19 protein-coding genes and 1 riboswitch are annotated in these 15,859 nt (G+C 63.4%); of the genes, 8 read left to right on the forward strand and 11 right to left on the reverse strand.

The window, feature by feature from the left end:
• Nucleotides 1–31: 31 nt before the first annotated feature.
• From ribBA to nrdR, 4 genes are all read right to left on the reverse strand, one after another.
• On the reverse strand, nucleotides 32–1,126 hold the full coding sequence (gene ribBA, locus P3C18_RS11590; protein WP_275962014.1) for a bifunctional 3,4-dihydroxy-2-butanone-4-phosphate synthase/GTP cyclohydrolase II: 1,095 nt from the start codon (nucleotides 1,124–1,126) through the stop codon (nucleotides 32–34).
• Between the two features lie 12 nt (nucleotides 1,127–1,138).
• Nucleotides 1,139–1,801 (reverse strand): riboflavin synthase, encoded by a 663-nt coding sequence (locus P3C18_RS11595; RefSeq protein ID WP_275962015.1) that lies wholly within the window; start codon nucleotides 1,799–1,801, stop codon nucleotides 1,139–1,141.
• Nucleotides 1,802–1,968: 167 nt separating this feature from the next.
• Nucleotides 1,969–2,127: riboswitch (FMN riboswitch) on the reverse strand.
• Between the two features lie 82 nt (nucleotides 2,128–2,209).
• Entirely contained in the window at nucleotides 2,210–3,325 is a 1,116-nt protein-coding gene (gene ribD / locus P3C18_RS11600; protein ID WP_275962016.1) for a bifunctional diaminohydroxyphosphoribosylaminopyrimidine deaminase/5-amino-6-(5-phosphoribosylamino)uracil reductase RibD, read from the reverse strand.
• A 2-nt stretch (nucleotides 3,326–3,327) separates the two neighbouring features.
• Entirely contained in the window at nucleotides 3,328–3,792 is a 465-nt protein-coding gene (gene nrdR / locus P3C18_RS11605) for a transcriptional regulator NrdR (RefSeq protein WP_275962057.1), read from the reverse strand.
• Between the two features lie 116 nt (nucleotides 3,793–3,908).
• Here nrdR and P3C18_RS11610 point away from each other — a divergent pair, with 116 nt between their 5' ends.
• The 3 genes from P3C18_RS11610 (at nucleotide 3,909) to trxA (ending at nucleotide 5,961) form a co-directional block, all read left to right on the forward strand.
• The gene (locus tag P3C18_RS11610; RefSeq protein WP_275962017.1) at nucleotides 3,909–4,364 is read left to right on the forward strand and encodes a YbaY family lipoprotein; all 456 of its coding nucleotides are present in this window, start codon (nucleotides 3,909–3,911) and stop codon (nucleotides 4,362–4,364) included.
• Complete coding sequence (locus P3C18_RS11615) at nucleotides 4,361–5,017, forward strand: 50S ribosomal protein L11 methyltransferase (protein WP_275962018.1); 657 nt, start codon at nucleotides 4,361–4,363, stop codon at nucleotides 5,015–5,017. The genes P3C18_RS11610 and P3C18_RS11615 overlap by 4 nt, the downstream gene beginning before the upstream one ends.
• 71 nt (nucleotides 5,018–5,088) lie before the next feature.
• Entirely contained in the window at nucleotides 5,089–5,961 is an 873-nt protein-coding gene (gene trxA, locus P3C18_RS11620) for a thioredoxin (protein ID WP_275962019.1), read from the forward strand.
• A 129-nt stretch (nucleotides 5,962–6,090) separates the two neighbouring features.
• Here the strand turns inward: trxA and P3C18_RS11625 are convergent, their stop codons facing one another.
• Nucleotides 6,091–6,438, reverse strand: coding sequence for a hypothetical protein (locus P3C18_RS11625; RefSeq protein WP_275962058.1), 348 nt, complete (start codon nucleotides 6,436–6,438; stop codon nucleotides 6,091–6,093).
• Between the two features lie 126 nt (nucleotides 6,439–6,564).
• On the opposite strand from P3C18_RS11625, the gene P3C18_RS11630 reads away from it, so the two are divergent.
• The 4 genes from P3C18_RS11630 (at nucleotide 6,565) to P3C18_RS11645 (ending at nucleotide 9,770) form a co-directional block, all read left to right on the forward strand.
• A complete protein-coding gene (locus P3C18_RS11630) occupies nucleotides 6,565–7,140 on the forward strand; it encodes a DUF2796 domain-containing protein (RefSeq protein WP_275962020.1) in 576 nt (191 codons plus the stop codon).
• Between the two features lie 120 nt (nucleotides 7,141–7,260).
• Nucleotides 7,261–7,971 carry an ABC transporter ATP-binding protein gene (locus P3C18_RS11635; protein WP_275962021.1) on the forward strand — a complete coding sequence of 237 codons (711 nt, stop codon included), beginning with the start codon at nucleotides 7,261–7,263 and terminating at the stop codon, nucleotides 7,969–7,971.
• 2 nt (nucleotides 7,972–7,973) lie between these two features.
• The gene (locus P3C18_RS11640) at nucleotides 7,974–9,239 is read left to right on the forward strand and encodes an ABC transporter permease (RefSeq protein WP_275962022.1); all 1,266 of its coding nucleotides are present in this window, start codon (nucleotides 7,974–7,976) and stop codon (nucleotides 9,237–9,239) included.
• A gap of 9 nt (nucleotides 9,240–9,248) precedes the next feature.
• Complete coding sequence (locus tag P3C18_RS11645) at nucleotides 9,249–9,770, forward strand: DUF3299 domain-containing protein (RefSeq protein ID WP_275962023.1); 522 nt, start codon at nucleotides 9,249–9,251, stop codon at nucleotides 9,768–9,770.
• A gap of 247 nt (nucleotides 9,771–10,017) precedes the next feature.
• Here the strand turns inward: P3C18_RS11645 and P3C18_RS11650 are convergent, their stop codons facing one another.
• Genes P3C18_RS11650 through P3C18_RS11675 form a run of 6 tightly spaced genes read right to left on the reverse strand, consistent with a single transcriptional unit; the run spans nucleotide 10,018 to nucleotide 14,875 of the window.
• On the reverse strand, nucleotides 10,018–11,115 hold the full coding sequence (locus P3C18_RS11650; RefSeq protein WP_275962024.1) for a tetratricopeptide repeat protein: 1,098 nt from the start codon (nucleotides 11,113–11,115) through the stop codon (nucleotides 10,018–10,020).
• Nucleotide 11,116: 1 nt separating this feature from the next.
• Nucleotides 11,117–11,800, reverse strand: coding sequence for an energy transducer TonB (locus tag P3C18_RS11655; RefSeq protein WP_275962025.1), 684 nt, complete (start codon nucleotides 11,798–11,800; stop codon nucleotides 11,117–11,119).
• On the reverse strand, nucleotides 11,800–12,210 hold the full coding sequence (locus tag P3C18_RS11660; RefSeq protein ID WP_275962026.1) for a biopolymer transporter ExbD: 411 nt from the start codon (nucleotides 12,208–12,210) through the stop codon (nucleotides 11,800–11,802). The genes P3C18_RS11655 and P3C18_RS11660 overlap by 1 nt, the downstream gene beginning before the upstream one ends.
• Nucleotides 12,211–12,220: 10 nt before the next feature.
• Complete coding sequence (locus P3C18_RS11665; RefSeq protein WP_257777825.1) at nucleotides 12,221–12,769, reverse strand: MotA/TolQ/ExbB proton channel family protein; 549 nt, start codon at nucleotides 12,767–12,769, stop codon at nucleotides 12,221–12,223.
• Complete coding sequence (locus P3C18_RS11670) at nucleotides 12,762–14,108, reverse strand: MotA/TolQ/ExbB proton channel family protein (RefSeq protein ID WP_275962027.1); 1,347 nt, start codon at nucleotides 14,106–14,108, stop codon at nucleotides 12,762–12,764. Before P3C18_RS11670 ends, P3C18_RS11665 begins: the two co-directional genes overlap by 8 nt.
• Nucleotides 14,105–14,875 (reverse strand): DUF3450 domain-containing protein, encoded by a 771-nt coding sequence (locus P3C18_RS11675; RefSeq protein ID WP_275962028.1) that lies wholly within the window; start codon nucleotides 14,873–14,875, stop codon nucleotides 14,105–14,107. Before P3C18_RS11675 ends, P3C18_RS11670 begins: the two co-directional genes overlap by 4 nt.
• Before the next feature lie 266 nt (nucleotides 14,876–15,141).
• On the opposite strand from P3C18_RS11675, the gene P3C18_RS11680 reads away from it, so the two are divergent.
• Nucleotides 15,142–15,828: an OmpW family outer membrane protein gene (locus P3C18_RS11680; protein ID WP_160016216.1), complete on the forward strand. Its 687-nt coding sequence runs from the start codon at nucleotides 15,142–15,144 to the stop codon at nucleotides 15,826–15,828.
• Nucleotides 15,829–15,859 lie beyond the last annotated feature (31 nt).

Below are 15,859 nucleotides of genomic sequence, written 5' to 3' on the forward strand. Positions count from 1 at the left end.
AGAGCCGGGCCGCCAGTGGCGACCCTTGGGATTATTTGGAGGGCAAGTATTCTACAACTTCCAGGTCGAAACCGGATATTGCATTGAACTTCATTGGCGAACTCATCAGGCGCATCTTGCGCACGCCGAGGTCGCGGAGAATCTGCGAACCGGCACCCACAGTGCTGTAGGTGGTCGGGTTGGCGACTTTCGCCTCACCGCCCAACTGACGCTCCAGGTGCGCCAGCAAGTCCGGGCCGGTCAGCGGATTGCCCAGCAGCAGCACCACGCCGCTGCCATCCTTGGCCACTTCGGCCATGGCTGCGCGCAGGCTCCAACGGCCCGGCTGGTTGACCATAAACAGGTCACGCAGCGGGTCCATGTTGTGCACCCGCACCAGAGTCGGTTCCTCGGCGCAGATTTCGCCCAGAGTCAGCGCCATGTGCACGTCGTTTTCTACCGAATCACGGTAGGTGACCAGATTGAACTGGCCCAGCTCGCTGTCGAGCACCTGCTCGCTGACGCGCTCAACAGTGCGTTCGTGGATCAAGCGGTAGTGGATCAGGTCGGCGATGGTGCCGATCTTGATGCCGTGCTCGGCGGCGAACACTTCCAATTCCGGACGACGCGACATGGTGCCGTCGTCGTTCATGATTTCGCAGATCACCCCACTCGGCTCGAAACCGCCCATGCGCGCCAAGTCGCAGGCCGCTTCGGTGTGGCCGGCACGCGCCAGCACGCCGCCAGGCTGGGCCATCAGCGGGAAGATATGCCCAGGACTGACGATATCGTCGGCTTTGGCGTTTTTCGCAGCAGCAGCCTGCACGGTACGCGCGCGGTCGGCGGCAGAGATACCGGTGGTCACGCCTTCTGCCGCCTCGATGGAGACGGTGAACTTGGTGCCGAAACCGGAACCGTTGCGCGGCGCCATCAGAGGCAGCTTGAGGGTTTCGCAGCGCTCGCGGGTCATCGGCATGCAGATCAGGCCACGGGCGAAGCGCGCCATGAAATTGATGTGCTCGGCGGTCACGCACTCGGAGGCGATGATCAGATCGCCTTCGTTCTCGCGGTCCTCGTCATCCATCAGGATGACCATCTTGCCCGCGCGGATGTCTTCGACCAGTTCTTCGATACTGTTAAGAGCCATGCTGGCGATTCCTTATTTGTTCAGGTAGCCGTGTTCGGCGAGAAAACTTGCGGTCATGCCCGAGGCTTTCGGCTCGGCGGCTTTGTCGCCGAGCAGCAGGCGCTCCAGATAACGCGCCAGCAGATCCACCTCGAGGTTGACCTGAGTGCCAGGGCGGTAGTCGACCATGATGGTCTCGGCCAGGGTGTGCGGCACGATGGTCAGCTCGAATTCGGCACCGTTGACCGCATTGACGGTCAGGCTGGTGCCATCGACGGTGATCGAGCCCTTGTGGGCGATATATTTGGCCAGCTCGCGCGGCGCGCGGATGGTGAACTGCACGGCGCGGGCATTATCGGCGCGGGCGATGACTTCGCCGACGCCATCGACATGGCCACTGACCAGGTGACCGCCGAGGCGGCTGGTGGGCGTCAGCGCTTTCTCCAGATTGACCGGGCTGCCGGCTTTCAAGCTGATAAAGGCGGTATGCGCCAGGGTTTCACGGCTGACGTCAGCCCAGAAACCATCGCCGGGCAGCTCCACGGCCGTCAGGCATACGCCGTTGACCGCGATGCTGTCACCGAGTTTGACGTCGGCGAGGTCAAGCTTGCCGGTCTCCACATACACCCGCACGTCACCACCCTTGGGCGTCAGCGCACGAATACTGCCTATGGCTTCGACTATTCCGGTAAACATGCCACCCCCTGCGACGCGCCCACGGCAAAGCACTGGCGAACAACGCCAGAAGCCTGGAACACGGAATAAAAATCAGACATCTAGACCAACTCCTGTTTTATAAAAAACAGGGCGTGATTGATCGATAGGGATTTCGAGGCACGCCTGAACGCGCCTTGTTGAGGCAATCCCGCTCTCTCTTTATCCGGACTCTAACCGTCGGCCCCGGAATCACACCGGGTCTGCTGACCTTGCCCAGCGGTTTACACCACCTGGCAAGCGCTCGCGGGCTAGGCCTTGCAGCCATTACCGCCGGTGGGGAATTACACCCCGCCCTGAGAACGTTACGGCCACTTGCGCAGCCGAGACGCGTTTTACCACAATTGCTGCCGCCCTGCATGGCCAAGCGACAGCCTGAATAAGCGCCCATCAAGCAGCTGGCTGTGGCACCGCGATAATCCGCCAGTCATCGCCGACTGCGCGCATCTCGACAATTTTCAGCGCTGGCGCATCGGCCATCCGCGCCAACGGCAGGTCGAGCAACGGCCGCGCGCTGGAGCCCAGCAGCTTGGGCGCCACAAACAACTGGTACTCATCCACCAGGCCCAGACGGGCAAACGCGCCAGCCAGACGCGGCCCGGCTTCCACCAGCACCTCATTGGCGCCACGGCTGGCCAGCTCAATCAGCAGCCGACGCAGGTCAACATGCCCGTTGCTACCGGGCACGGCCAATAGTTCATGTCCATCGTCCAGATAGCGATCACGCGCCGATGCTGCCGCGCAGGTCGCGACCATGGCGGCACCGGCCTGGAAGAACGGTACGCTGAGCGGCACGCGCAAGCGCCCATCCACCAGCACCCGCAGCGGCGGCCGAGTCTGCGCCAGGGCACTCAACTCAGCGCCCAGACCGAGTTCGTCGGCGCGCACGGTCAGGCGTGCATCATCGGCCAGCACTGTGTCGGCACCGGTCAACACCACACTGGAGCGCGCACGCAGGCGCTGCACCGCGGCGCGCGCGGCTGGCCCGGTAATCCACTGGCTTTCGCCACTGGCCATGGCGGTACGGCCATCCAGACTCATCGCCAGCTTGACCCGCACAAACGGCAGGCCTTGCTCCATTCGTTTGATAAAGCCGGCATTCAGCGCCCGCGCCTCAACCTCAAGCACGCCGCTCTGCACCGCGATACCGGCATGCATCAAACGCAGCAGACCATCACCGCCGACCTGCGGATTGGGGTCCTGCATGGCAGCTACGACGCGGCTAATGCCGGCATTGATCAGCGCATCGGCGCACGGCGGCGTGCGCCCGTGGTGGCTGCAGGGCTCCAGGGTGACGTAAGCCGTCGCGCCACGGGCCTTTTCGCCGGCCTGGCGCAGCGCGTGCACTTCGGCGTGAGGCTCACCGGCGCGAGCATGCCAGCCTTCGCCGACGATGCGCCCGTCACGAACGATCACGCAGCCAACGCGCGGATTAGGGTGGGTGGAGTACAGGCCTTTACGGGCCAGCTCCAGCGCGCGAGCCATAAAGGCGTGATCTGAATTCATCGTCAACCTTTGGCAGGTTCGCGGGACAGGCGGTCGATTTCCTCACGGAACTCGTTGAGGTCTTGAAAGCGTTTGTACACCGAGGCAAAGCGGATATAGGCCACTTCATCGAGCTTCTGCAGCTCGCCCATCACCAGCTCACCGAGTACCAGCGATTTGATCTCGCGTTCACCGGTGGCGCGCAGCTTGTGTTTGATATGGGCGATGGCCGCTTCCAGGCGCTCGATGCTTACCGGGCGCTTCTCCAGCGCACGCTGCATGCCGGCGCGCAGCTTATCCTCATCGAAGGGCTGCCGGCTGCCGTCCTGCTTGATCAGGCGCGGCATCACCAACTCGGCGGTCTCGAAGGTGGTGAAGCGTTCCTCACAGGCCAGGCATTCACGCCGACGACGCACCTGTTCACCCTCGGCAACCAGGCGCGAGTCGATCACTTTGGTGTCATTGGCGGCGCAGAAGGGACAGTGCATAAATAAGGTCGGCTTTAGAACGAAGGTAGCCATGGTAGCGCATCCCACAGGCAAGACAAGCCGAGGGGTTTGCGGTATACAGGCGCCCATGCAAACCAGCGGAGTTGATGCCTACCATGAAAGCCCCTAAGCCATTGCAACCGCTGATTTTACTGAGCCTGATTGCCCTACTGACCGCCTGCGCCAGCGACAACCCGCCGCCCGCCAAACCCGCAACACCTGCGCCGACACAGGCCCCGGCAGAAGCTGCGCCGCTGCCGGCCTATCAGCGCGAGCTGAGCGGCAGCTTGTTGAATGTGCCCAATGCGGCGGATGTCGAGCTGGCCCTGCTGGCGGTCGATCAGCGCGGCCGGCCACAGGCGCTGCTGGGCAATATCCAGCTGCGCGGCACCGGCAACCCGCTGGCATTTCGCCTGCCGTTCAACCCGGACACCTTTAACAAGCACAGCCGCATCGAGCTGCATGGCCGCGCCAATCAGGCCGGCCGACTGATTCTGCGTCTGCCCGCGCAACCTATCGCCCGTGGCGAGACCCAGGCCCTCGGTGAATTGCGCCTGGTGCCTGCGCCATGACAGCGCCTGCCGCCCTGCAGGCTGCGCTCAGTGAACTACTGGGAGATGCCCAGCTCAGCGCGCAGACGCTGCCCGGCACCGCGATCAAGCTGTGGCTGATCGACCCGGCCAATATGGATCGCTGTTTCAGCCCGGAAGAAACCCGCCTGATCCTCGAAGAGCCGCCCTACTGGTGCTTCTGCTGGGCCAGCGGCCTGGTGCTGGCGCGCTGGCTGGCCGAGCATCCCGAGTGGGTGCGCGGCAAGCGCGTGCTGGATTTCGGCGCAGGCTCCGGCGTGGCGGCGATTGCCGCAGCCAAAGCCGGCGCGCTGGAAGTGGTAGCCTGCGATCTCGACCCGCTGGCAATTGCCTCTTGCCAGGCCAATGCCGCGCTAAATGACGTGGAGCTGCATTACTCCGCCGACTTTTTTGCCGAAGCCGACCGCTTCGACCTGATTATCGTCGCCGACGTGCTCTACGACCGCGCCAACCTGCCGCTGCTCGACCAGTTTCTCAGTCGTGGTCGTGAAGCACTGGTGGCCGACTCGCGAGTGCGCGATTTCCAACACCCGCTTTATCAGCGCCTGGGCATCCTCGAAGCCTGCACCTGGCCGGATCTGGCCGAGCCGGCCGAGTTTCGTCATGTCAGCCTGTACCACGCCGAACGCAGCTAAAGCCCCTTGTATCCGCCGTACCGCGACCGCATTTATAGTCCATCCCATTTTTCGCACCACCGAGAGCGACCATGAGCAACTCCCCTTACATCGTTGATATCGCAGGCAGCGCCAGCTTCGAACAGCTGGTAATCGAGAACTCCTTCCAGAAGCCGGTGCTGGTGGACTTCTGGGCCGAGTGGTGCGCGCCGTGCAAGGCACTGATGCCACTGCTGGCGAAGATCACCGAGGAATACAACGGCGAGCTGCTGCTGGCCAAGGTCAACTGCGATATCGAACAAGACATCGTCGCGCGCTTCGGCATCCGCAGCCTACCCACCGTGGTGTTGTTCAAGGATGGCCAGCCAGTGGACGGTTTTGCCGGCGCACAGCCCGAGTCGGCGATTCGCGAGATGCTCAAGCCGCATGTCGCCGAACCGGCACCAGCCGCCGCCGACCCGATGGAAGCGGCGCAGGCGCTGTTCAACGAAGGCCGCTTCAGTGAGGCCGAAGCAGTGCTCAAGGTACTGCTGACGGAAAACAACGAACATGCTGCCGCGCTGATTCTCTACGCGCGCTGCCTGGCTGAGCGTGGCGAGCTGGGTGAGGCCGAAGCCGTGCTGGGCGCGGTAAAAGGCGATGAACATAAACAGGCCCTGGCCGGTGCCCGCGCACAGCTGACCTTTCTACGCCAGGCAGCCGAACTGCCAGATGCCGCCAGCCTAAAAACCCGCCTGGCGCAGAACGCTGAAGACGATGAAGCGAGCTACCAGCTAGCCATCCAACAACTGGCGCGCCAGCACTACGAGCCGGCGCTGGACGCCCTGCTCAAGCTGTTTATCCGCAACCGCAGCTACGCCGACGGCCTGCCGCACAAAACCCTGTTGCAAGTCTTCGATCTGCTGGGCAATGACCACCCACTGGTCACCGCCTACCGGCGCAAGCTCTATCAGGCGATTTACTAGGCAGTCCCTCGCGGCCGAAGACCGTAGGATGGGTGATAACCCATCCTACGGGGCTTACCGCCACCCCATCCAACGGGTACGACGCAGGCGTTGGGCTTCGCAGGCTCAGCCAACGTGGCCCGGCCCAACCTACGCTTGCTCGCCAACCCAGTGATAGATGGGCGCATCTGCGCCCGTTTCCATACGCACCTGCGCGCAATGGCGCAAGCGCACCAGCAGGCGCTTGCCCGCCGCCTCCCCTCCCGCCAACCCGGCCAGTTGCCCGAGCAATTGCGGCCCTTCGATCTGCCCAGCCTGACGCAGCAACTCCAAGGTGGCCTGCCACAGGGCATCGTTGGCCACAGGCGCAGCAGCTGCTGCCGGCGCAGCGGGCGCTTCAAGGGTCACGTGCTGGGCCAGCTGCGCCCAATCCTGCGCATCCAGCTCTACCGTCAGGTCCACCGGCCAGGCGCCGATCTGCCCACGAATTCGCACCATCATTCTGCCCTCAACTGATCAGCCGCCATGCTCCCACGTCCGCAACGGGCCGCCAAGCAAGGCTGGCCATGCCCACCAGAAAGTTGTTATAACGTAACGCTAGATTATTTCTGACCGGAGATCGCCATGCGCCGCCTGCTACTTGCCCTGCCGTTTACCCTGCTGCCCCTTGCCACTGGCGTTGCCGCACACAGCCATGAACACGACCACGCGCATGATCACGCCGAGCACGGCAGCCTGGACGCTCACGAGCACGGCGCCGCGCAACTCAACGTGGTACTCGACGGCAAGGCGCTGGAATTGCAACTGGAAAGCCCGGCGATGAACCTGGTGGGCTTCGAACATGCCGCCAAGAGCGCCGCCGACAAAGCCAAGGTTGCTGCTGCACGCAGCCAGCTGGAACAACCGCAGGCGCTGTTCGGCCTGAGCGCGGGCGATTGCCAGATCAGCAAGCAGGAGCTGGAAAGCCCGCTGTTTGCTGAGCATAAGCACGAAGAACACCACGACCATGACAGCGAGCACAGCGATATCCACGCGCACTACAGCCTCGACTGCCAAAAGCCTGAAGAATTGAAACAACTTAACCTGGGCGAACTGTTCAAGCGCTTCCCCGCCACCGAGAAAATTCAGGTACAACTGATCGGCCCGAATGGCCAGCAGGGCCTGGAACTGACGCCCGCGCAGCCAACCCTGAGTTTCTGATTTGCCGATTTAACGTAGGGTGGATGACGCTTCACCCATCCACCATTGCAATTTTGCGGTGGGTGAAAAGAGCGTCAGCTACGCGCCCCGATCCACCCTACGCGCCAAACGAGTTCCCCCATGAGTTCAGCCCTGATCCAACTGTCCAATCTCGGCTTTGCCTGGCCCGGCCAGCCCGAGTTGCTGGATATCGACACGTTCACCCTGCAACGCGGCGAAAGCCTGTTTCTCAAAGGCCCCAGCGGCAGCGGCAAGACCACCCTGCTGGGCCTGCTCGGCGGCGTGCAGAAACCCAATCGCGGCAGTATCCAGCTACTCGATCAGGACCTGAGCGCGCTGTCCGCCAGCGCCCGCGACCGTTTTCGCGTCGATCACACCGGCTATATCTTCCAGCAGTTCAACCTGCTGCCGTTTCTCTCGGTGCGCGAGAACGTCGAACTGCCCTGCCATTTCTCTAAACTGCGCGCCAGCCGCGCGGTGCAGCGCCATGGCAGCGTGGCCAAGGCCACCAGCGCCCTGCTCGCCCACTTAGGCTTGCACCAGCCGGAGCTGATGCAACGCCGCGCTGGAGATCTATCGATTGGCCAGCAACAGCGCGTGGCGGCTGCGCGTGCGCTGATCGGCCAGCCGGAGCTGGTGATCGCCGACGAACCCACCTCGGCGCTGGATGCCGACGCTCGCGAAGCCTTTCTCGAACTGCTGTTCGCCGAATGCCGTGAGGCCGGCTCTAGCCTGCTATTTGTCAGCCACGACCAGAGCCTGGCGCGGCTGTTCGACCGCAGCCTGTCGCTGGCCGAGCTGAACAAAACCACCCGCTTGGCGGAGATTTAACGATGTACCTACTGCGCCTCGCCCTCGCCAGCCTGGGCAATCGCCGCTTTACTGCCTGGCTCACGGTGTTCGCCATCGCCCTCTCGGTGTGTTTGTTGCTCGCGGTCGAGCGAGTACGCACCGAGGCCCGCGCCAGCTTTGCCAACACCATCAGCGGCACCGACCTGATCGTCGGCGCGCGCTCGGGCAGTGTGAACCTGTTGCTGTACTCGGTATTCCGCATCGGTAATGCGACCAACAATATTCGCTGGGAAAGCTTCGAGCAGTTTGCCCAGCATCGCCAGGTCAAATGGGCCATTCCGATTTCCCTCGGTGACTCGCACCGTGGCTATCGGGTGATGGGCACCAGCCCGGCGTATTTCGAGCACTACCGTTACGCCCGCAGCCAACCGCTGCAGCTGAGCAGCGGCCGCGCCTTTGCCGATGATCCATTTGAAGTGGTGCTCGGCGCGGAAGTGGCGCAAGCGCTCAACTACCAGCTCGATCAGGAACTGGTGCTGGCCCATGGCGTGGCCACCATCAGCCTGGTCAAGCATGACGACAAACCGTTCAAGGTGGTCGGCATCCTCAAACGCACCGGCACACCGGTGGACCGCACCCTGCATATCTCCCTGGCCGGTATGGAAGCCTTGCACGTCGACTGGCAAAACGGAATGCCCGCACGCGGCGCGGCAAAGGTCAGTGCTGAGCAGGCGCGGGCCATGGACCTGCAACCCAAGCAGATCACCGCATTTATGCTGGGCCTGAACAGCAAGATCGCCACCTTTAGCCTGCAACGGGAGATAAACGAATTTCGCGGCGAGCCGCTGTTGGCAATTCTCCCCGGCGTGGCCCTGCAAGAGCTGTGGAGCCTGATGGGCACCGCCGAGAAAGCGCTGTTCGTGGTGTCGCTGTTCGTGGTGCTGACCGGACTGATCGGCATGCTCACAGCGATTCTCACCAGCCTTAACGAGCGCCGCCGCGAGATGGCGATTCTGCGCTCGGTGGGCGCGCGGCCCTGGCATATCGCCAGCCTGCTGATCGTCGAGGCCTTTGCCCTGGCCCTGGCCGGTGTGCTGCTCGGTTTGCTGTTGCTGTACCTGGGCATCGCCGGCTCGCAGGGCTATGTGCAGGCGAATTACGGCCTGTACCTGCCACTGAATCTGCCAAGCCGCTATGAGTGGACGCTGCTCGGCGCTATCCTGAGCGCCGCCCTGTTGATGGGTTGTGTACCGGCCTGGCGCGCGTACCGCCAATCCCTGGCCGATGGCTTATCGATCCGCTTATGAGGCTTTTGCATGCACCGCTCCCTGCTCGCCACCCTACTGTTCACCCTGGCCCTGCCGCTGGCGGCTGCCGAGGTGCGCGAGCTGACCTGGTCGGAAATGGTCCCGGCCGACGCCCCACCACAAGTCGTTGAACCGGCGCCGATCCACGACCTCTCGCAGCTGGCCGACGCCCTTGCCGAGTCCGGCCCAGCGGCCATGCAGCAATCGCCTGCCGCGCCAGTGGTGCAGGCGCTGGATGGCCAATCGGTAAAACTGCCGGGCTATATCGTGCCGCTGGATGTTACCGATGAAGGCCGGGTGACCGAGTTTTTGCTGGTGCCGTACTTCGGCGCGTGCATCCACGTGCCGCCACCGCCGTCGAACCAGATCGTGCACGTCACCAGCGAGCTGGGTGTGCTGCTCGATGCGCTGTATCAGCCGTTCTGGATCGAAGGGCCGCTCAAGGTCGAGCAGACCAGCAGCGAGCTGGCCGAAGCCGGTTATCAGATGGAAGCGGAAAAGATTTATGCCTATGAGCTGCCGGATAGCTGAGTAACGCCTTAACACCGATGCCGTTCATTCAAGCCAGATGAACGGCATTTTTGTTGCTCGGATAATCCAGGGAAAGGTTGTGCGGCCGACACCGCGCCCCGGATTGCATCCGGGCTACGGAAGCTGTGTAGGGTGGATGACGCCTTTTTCATCCACCATCGCAGCTGGTGGATGGGTGAAGCGTCATACCCTACGAAATCGCGGCCTGCGAATAAACATAGGACCTACCAAAGCGTCTGTGCTGTGCTCAGCTACGACTGGCCAGGCGCTTTTCCCGCTGATAACTCAGCTCACTCTCCGCCCACTGGCGCCAGGCGCGCACTTTGCTGCGCTCGGCACCGGCCCGTTCGGCCTTGGCCAGGGCGTCGAGCCCGGCTTGCCAGCGCGCCTGCTCCAACTCCAGCTGGGCCAGGTGCAGCCAGTGTTTGGCACTGCCCGAGCGCTGCGCCAGTTCGCGGAAGATCTGCGCCGACTTGCTGCGCTCACGCGCCTGCCACCAGAGCAGCCCCAGCCGCTCCTCACGGGCACTGGTGCGTGGCAACAGGCCCTGGTCGAGCATCCCGGCGAGCAGCTTGGCCCCTTGCCAGGGTTGATCGGCCGCACCCGCCAGCAGCACCAGGTTATCCAGCTCGCTTTCGCTGAAGCGCAGGCCCTTCTGGTACGCCGCGCGCAAGGTGGCCAGCGATTTGTCATGGCTGCCGCTCAGCTGCTGCAAGGCCGCCAGCTGACGCCAGCCCTGGGCGTTATTCGGCTGGCGTGCGAGCAACTGGCGCTGCCAACGTTCGGCGGCGGCGTATTTCTTCAGGTCGGCATTCATCGCCACCAGAAACTGCAGCCAGCTATCGGCGGCCTGCGGATTGGCCTGCACATAACGCTCGGCCAACGGCAGTGCCTTGGCCGGCTGACCGAGGCCCTGATAGGCCTGCACCAGCATCTGCAGCACCTCTTCATCGGCCTTCGCCTGCCCTGGTGCGAGCAGGGTTACGACGCGGGCGTAGCGGCGCTCGACCAGGTTCAGGCGGGCCAGATTGAGCTCTTCGGCGGCCTGCAGCTCGGCGTCCAGCTTGCCGCTCTTCAGTACCTTTTCCAGCAGCTCGATGGCCTGGGCATTCTGCCCTTCGGCCCAGGCCAGATAACCGCGGCTGCGCCACAGCAACGCCTCTTCCAGGCTACCCGGCGCGCCCTTGGCGGCATCCAGAGCGCGGCGCGCGGCCGCGTAGTCGCCCTTCTTCTGTGCGCTCTGCGCCGTATCCAGCGCGCGAAATACGCCGGGATCAACACTCTGCCCAGCCGCCTGTGCGGCACCAGCGCTACACAGCGCGATCAGCAACAGTAGACGATACATATCAGCGAGCTCCTTCCAGGCGGAAGTACAGGGTTTTCACCGCTTCACGGGCCACTGCCAAACCGCTCTCGGTACGCGGCGCAAATCGCCAGCGCACGGCGGCGCGGCGCGCTTCGCGTTCAAACACGTTCTGCGGGCTGGCTTCGATAACCCGCACGTTTTCTACGGCACCTGCGCGGTTGATAGTGAACGCCAGTTTCACGTGGCCTTCGATGCCGCGCTGCAAGGCGTAGCGCGGGTAATCCGGGCTGACGTCGTTGAGCGGCATTACTTCACTTTCCGGGCCGCCCGGTTGACCACCGGCATCGCTGGGGGCTGGTGCGCTAGGCGCCGAGGCCCCAGCAGCCAAGCCAGTCAAACTCGGGGTCGGCGCGCTGTTCACGGCAATCCCCGTGCTCAGGCTTGGCACCGGTAGATCCAGTGCCGGCAGGTTGGCGCTTGGGGTAGCAGCCATCGGCGTTGGCGGTGTCGGGGTTTGCGGCGTTTGTGCTTGCGGCGGCTGCGGTGCCTGCTGGCGGGTGCGCGTTGCGGTGTCGTTGGAATCGCCGTCGAGACGGACGAAGTTGGCCACCGTCAGCGGCTCCTCACTCGGCTTGCTGCTGGGCGGCGCGACCATGTAGAGCATCAGGCCGAACAGCGCCAGCGCCATCACGCAGGCCGCGACAAAGGACAGTGGCAAACGCATCAGCGCGCTCCCGCCGTAGCGGCCAGGGCAACGTCCTGCACACCAGCCATGCGCGCCTGATCCATCACCTGTACCACCAGGCCGGTGCGCGCGTCCTGATCGGCCTGCACCACCACGGCACCGTCCGGCTGGTCGACGCGCATGCGCTCGACGTGGGCGCGCACGCTGCGTACATCGACGACTTTCTTATCCATCCACACCTGCCCGTCGGCGGTGATGGCGATAAGGATATTGCCTTTGTCCTGCGGGCTGGCGGTTTCCGCCTGGGGCCGCTGCACTTCGACGCCGGCTTCCTTGATAAAGGAGCTGGTGACGATAAAGAAGATCAGCATGATAAAGACCACGTCGAGCATCGGCGTCAGGTCGATGCCGGTGTCTTCGTCTTGCTGGTGGTGACGGCGCATTCTCATGTGTCGAATCTCAGTCGTGACGCAGCTGGTCAGCCAGCCGCTCTAGAGCCCGGCGTGCATCGCGTTCGAGGCGCGCCAGGCTGAACAATCCACTAATTGCCAAGACCATGCCGGCCATGGTCGGCAGGGTTGCCTGCCAGACGCCAGCGGCCATGCCGCGCGGGTTACCGGTGCCGTTGATAGCCAGGACGTCGAACACCGCGACCATGCCACTGACCGTGCCAAGCAAGCCCAGCAGCGGGTACATCGCCACCAGGGTCTTGCTCAGGCGCAGCGGCCCGAGCAGGTGCTGTTGCGCCTGCGCCAGCCAGGCACTGCGCACCGCGCGCTGCCAGTTGCCGGTGTCGTCGCTCAGCACCTGCTGCCAGGCCTGACGGCGCTCGGCCACCCACTCCGGAAACACCCGGCGCATGTACCAGAAGCGCTCGAACACCAGGGTCCAGAACACCACGCACAGCCCGGCCAACGCCCACATCACTACGCCACCGGCGCTCATGAAGTCGAGCAAGGCATGGCCGCTATCAACCAGGCGCAACCATAGCGCCAGCCAATCAGTCACGGCGCGGCGCCCCGGACAGGTGCAGGGCAATCAGCCCGGCGCTCTGCTGCTCAAGCAGCTGAATCAGGCCCTTGCTGCGGCTGGCCAGCAGGGTGTGCAGGAACAGCAGCGGAATCGCCACCACCAGGCCCAACACCGTGGTCACCAGCGCTTGCGAGATACCGTCAGCCATCAGCCGCGAATCGCCGCCACCGCCCTGGGTAATCGCCTGGAAGGTGACGATCATGCCGGTCACGGTGCCGAGCAGACCAAGCAGCGGTGCCACGGCGCTGAGCAGCTTGAGCAGGCCCTGGCCTTTTTCCAGCGGTGGGGTTTCCTGCAGGATCGCCTCGTCGAGCTTCAGCTCCAGGGTTTCCAGATCCGCCAGCTGCGGTTTCGGCCCAAGCACACCGATGATCCGCCCCAGCGGATTATCGCCACGCGGGGCGCTGAGGTTATGCATCTGCGCACTGACGCCACGGCCTACGCGGGTCAGGTAGACCATGCGCCAGATCGCCAGCAGCAGACCGAAGGCACCGAGCAGCAGAATCACCCAGCCGACCAGACCACCCTGCTGTACGCGATCCCACAAGCTGGGTTCGCGCTGCAACTGCGCCAGCAAAGTGCCGCGGCTTGGGTCAACCGGCAGACTGGCGACTGCGTCGCTGCTGTCCAGATAATCCGCGACTTTGCCCAAACCGGACGGCTGACGCGGCGGCGCCAGCAGCTCGCCGGCATCGGCGTCATAACGCAGGAAGGCATCGGCGCCGTAGGCGGAGAACGCGCCGACCCGCAGCACATCCTGCGCATTACGCGTGCCGTCAGCAGCCACCACCGGCACTTGCAGTTGCTCAACCCGGCCGCTGGCGGTCAGGTCTTCGAGCAGCAGCATCCAGTAGCCATCAAGGTCGGCGGCAGACGGCAGCGTGCGGCTTTCGGCCAGGGCCTTGAGGCGCGCCAGGCGCTCGGGGTACTGGGCGTTGAGCAGGCTGTCCTGCCACTGACCGGCGACATCACCGGCACTCTGACGGACCACGCCAAACAATTCGCCGAGGTGACCGGCGCGCTGGCTGAGGAGTTTTTCCTGCTCGGCCAATTCGGCTTCCTGGCGGTCGAATTCGGCCTTCAGCCGTTCGGCCTCGGCCTTTTGCGTGGCCAGGACGCTGCGCGCAGTCGCCAGCAGTTGGGCACGCTCACCGCGTTCGGCAATAAAGGCCTGCTCGCGGCTTTGCATGGCGCTGACTTCAGCCGCGCGTTCGCTGCGAATACGCTGCAGCAGTTGATCCGGGCTCAGGGGTTCGGCGGCGCCAGCCAGGGCAGGCAGCAGGGCCAGGGTAAAAGCGAGAACGCGACGATTCATGGCTTGGCCTCCAGCGCCAGGGTCTTCAATGGCAGGTCAAGCACGGCCGGGGCCTGCTCCTGGCGGGCAATCGCAATAGCTTGGCGCAACGGGCGGCGAGCGCTGCCGTCGAGGATCTGCCAGCTACGGGTTTGCGGGTTCCACCAGCCACTTTCATGGCCATCGAGGGTCTGGAAATACAGCATCACGCGGCCAAGCCGGAGGAACTCAACACTGCGCGACGTACCTTCACTCGGCAGCTCACCGCGCCAGGCTTCCAGGGTGCGGCCGTAGTCGCTCTCCACCTGATAAGCCTCAAGAATGCGCCGGTATTTCTCGGCCAGGCTGACATCGGCACGCGGCAGCAAGTCCTGCAGCTGAGCCAGGCGATCACTGCGCTCATCCGGCAGGAAGGGCAGGTCTGCAGCGATAAACTCACCCAGCACCTCGACCATGCGGCGCATCTGTGGCGTTACCGCCTCCTGGGTGCGCTCAATGCCATCGAGCTGCTGCTGATAGCCGGTCAGCTCCTTGCGCTGGGCCGCCACCAGCTCGCGCAGTTGGGCGTTATAACCTTGCAAGGCCTCGGCCTGCTGCAATGCGTTGCGGTACTCGGTGAGCATCTCCCGGCTGGCGTCATCGAGTTGCTCGATGCGCGCCTGCGAGGCCTTGGCATCGGCGGCCAGTTGCTGACTTTCATCCAGCGCGGCATCCAGAGGGGTCGCCGCGAGCGGCGCACTGGCCAGAACCAGAGCGACTGCCAGCAGGCGCTTCGGCAGAGGGATCATGGAATATTCCTTGAACTGAGGGGGCGCAATAAAGAGAAATATTATCAACTGCATCCAGCCTTTCGAGCAACCAGCAGCGACACTTATTCACTTAGACACGCACAAAAAGAAATAATATAACATATTGCTTGCAACATACTCGCAAACACAACCATGCATAAATTAGATAGCCAGCTACTTTTATTGAGCTGGATCAACAGCCGCTTTTTTCGCGCCCCTAACATCGTACTCAGCCAATACGAACCGATGCTTTATGGGAGCACATCATGCGTACTTCACTGTTTACCGCCTCACTGCTGGCCCTGGCTATTGCCGCCCCCCTAGCGCACGCGCACCAGGCTGGCGACATCATCGTGCGCGCCGGCGCGATCACCGTTGACCCGCAGGAAAGCAGCAGCGACATCTGGGTTGGCGCCCTCGGCACCGACGTGGCCGGCACCAAGGCAACCCTGGACAGCGACACCCAGTTGGGCTTGAACTTCGCGTATATGCTGACCAACAACATCGGCATCGAACTGCTGGCGGCCACACCGTTTAGCCATAACGTCGGCGTCAAGGGCATGCCCGGCGGCTTCGCTGGCCTGAACGGCAAACTGGGTGAGCTCAAGCACCTGCCGCCGACCCTGAGCGTGGTGTATTACCCGCTGGATGCCAGCTCGGCCTTCCAGCCCTATGTTGGCGCCGGCATCAACTACACCTGGTTCTTCGACACCAAACTGAGCAGCGAAGCCGAAGGTAAAGGCTTCAGCGGCCTGGACATGAAAGACTCCTGGGGCCTGGCGGCGCAGGTCGGCATGGACTACATGCTGACTGACAACATCATGCTCAACGCTCAGGTGCGCTATATCGACATCGAAACCACCGGCACCACCCACATTCTCGGCGACAAGGTCAAAGTCGATGTGGACGTAGACCCGTTCGTGTATATGGTTGGCCTGGGTTACAAGTTCTAAGAACGCAGCAATAAAAAAACCGGCCTAAATG

The organism is Pseudomonas sp. 1928-m, assembly GCF_029269135.1.
In the GTDB taxonomy this organism is placed as follows: Bacteria; Pseudomonadota; Gammaproteobacteria; order Pseudomonadales; family Pseudomonadaceae; genus Aquipseudomonas.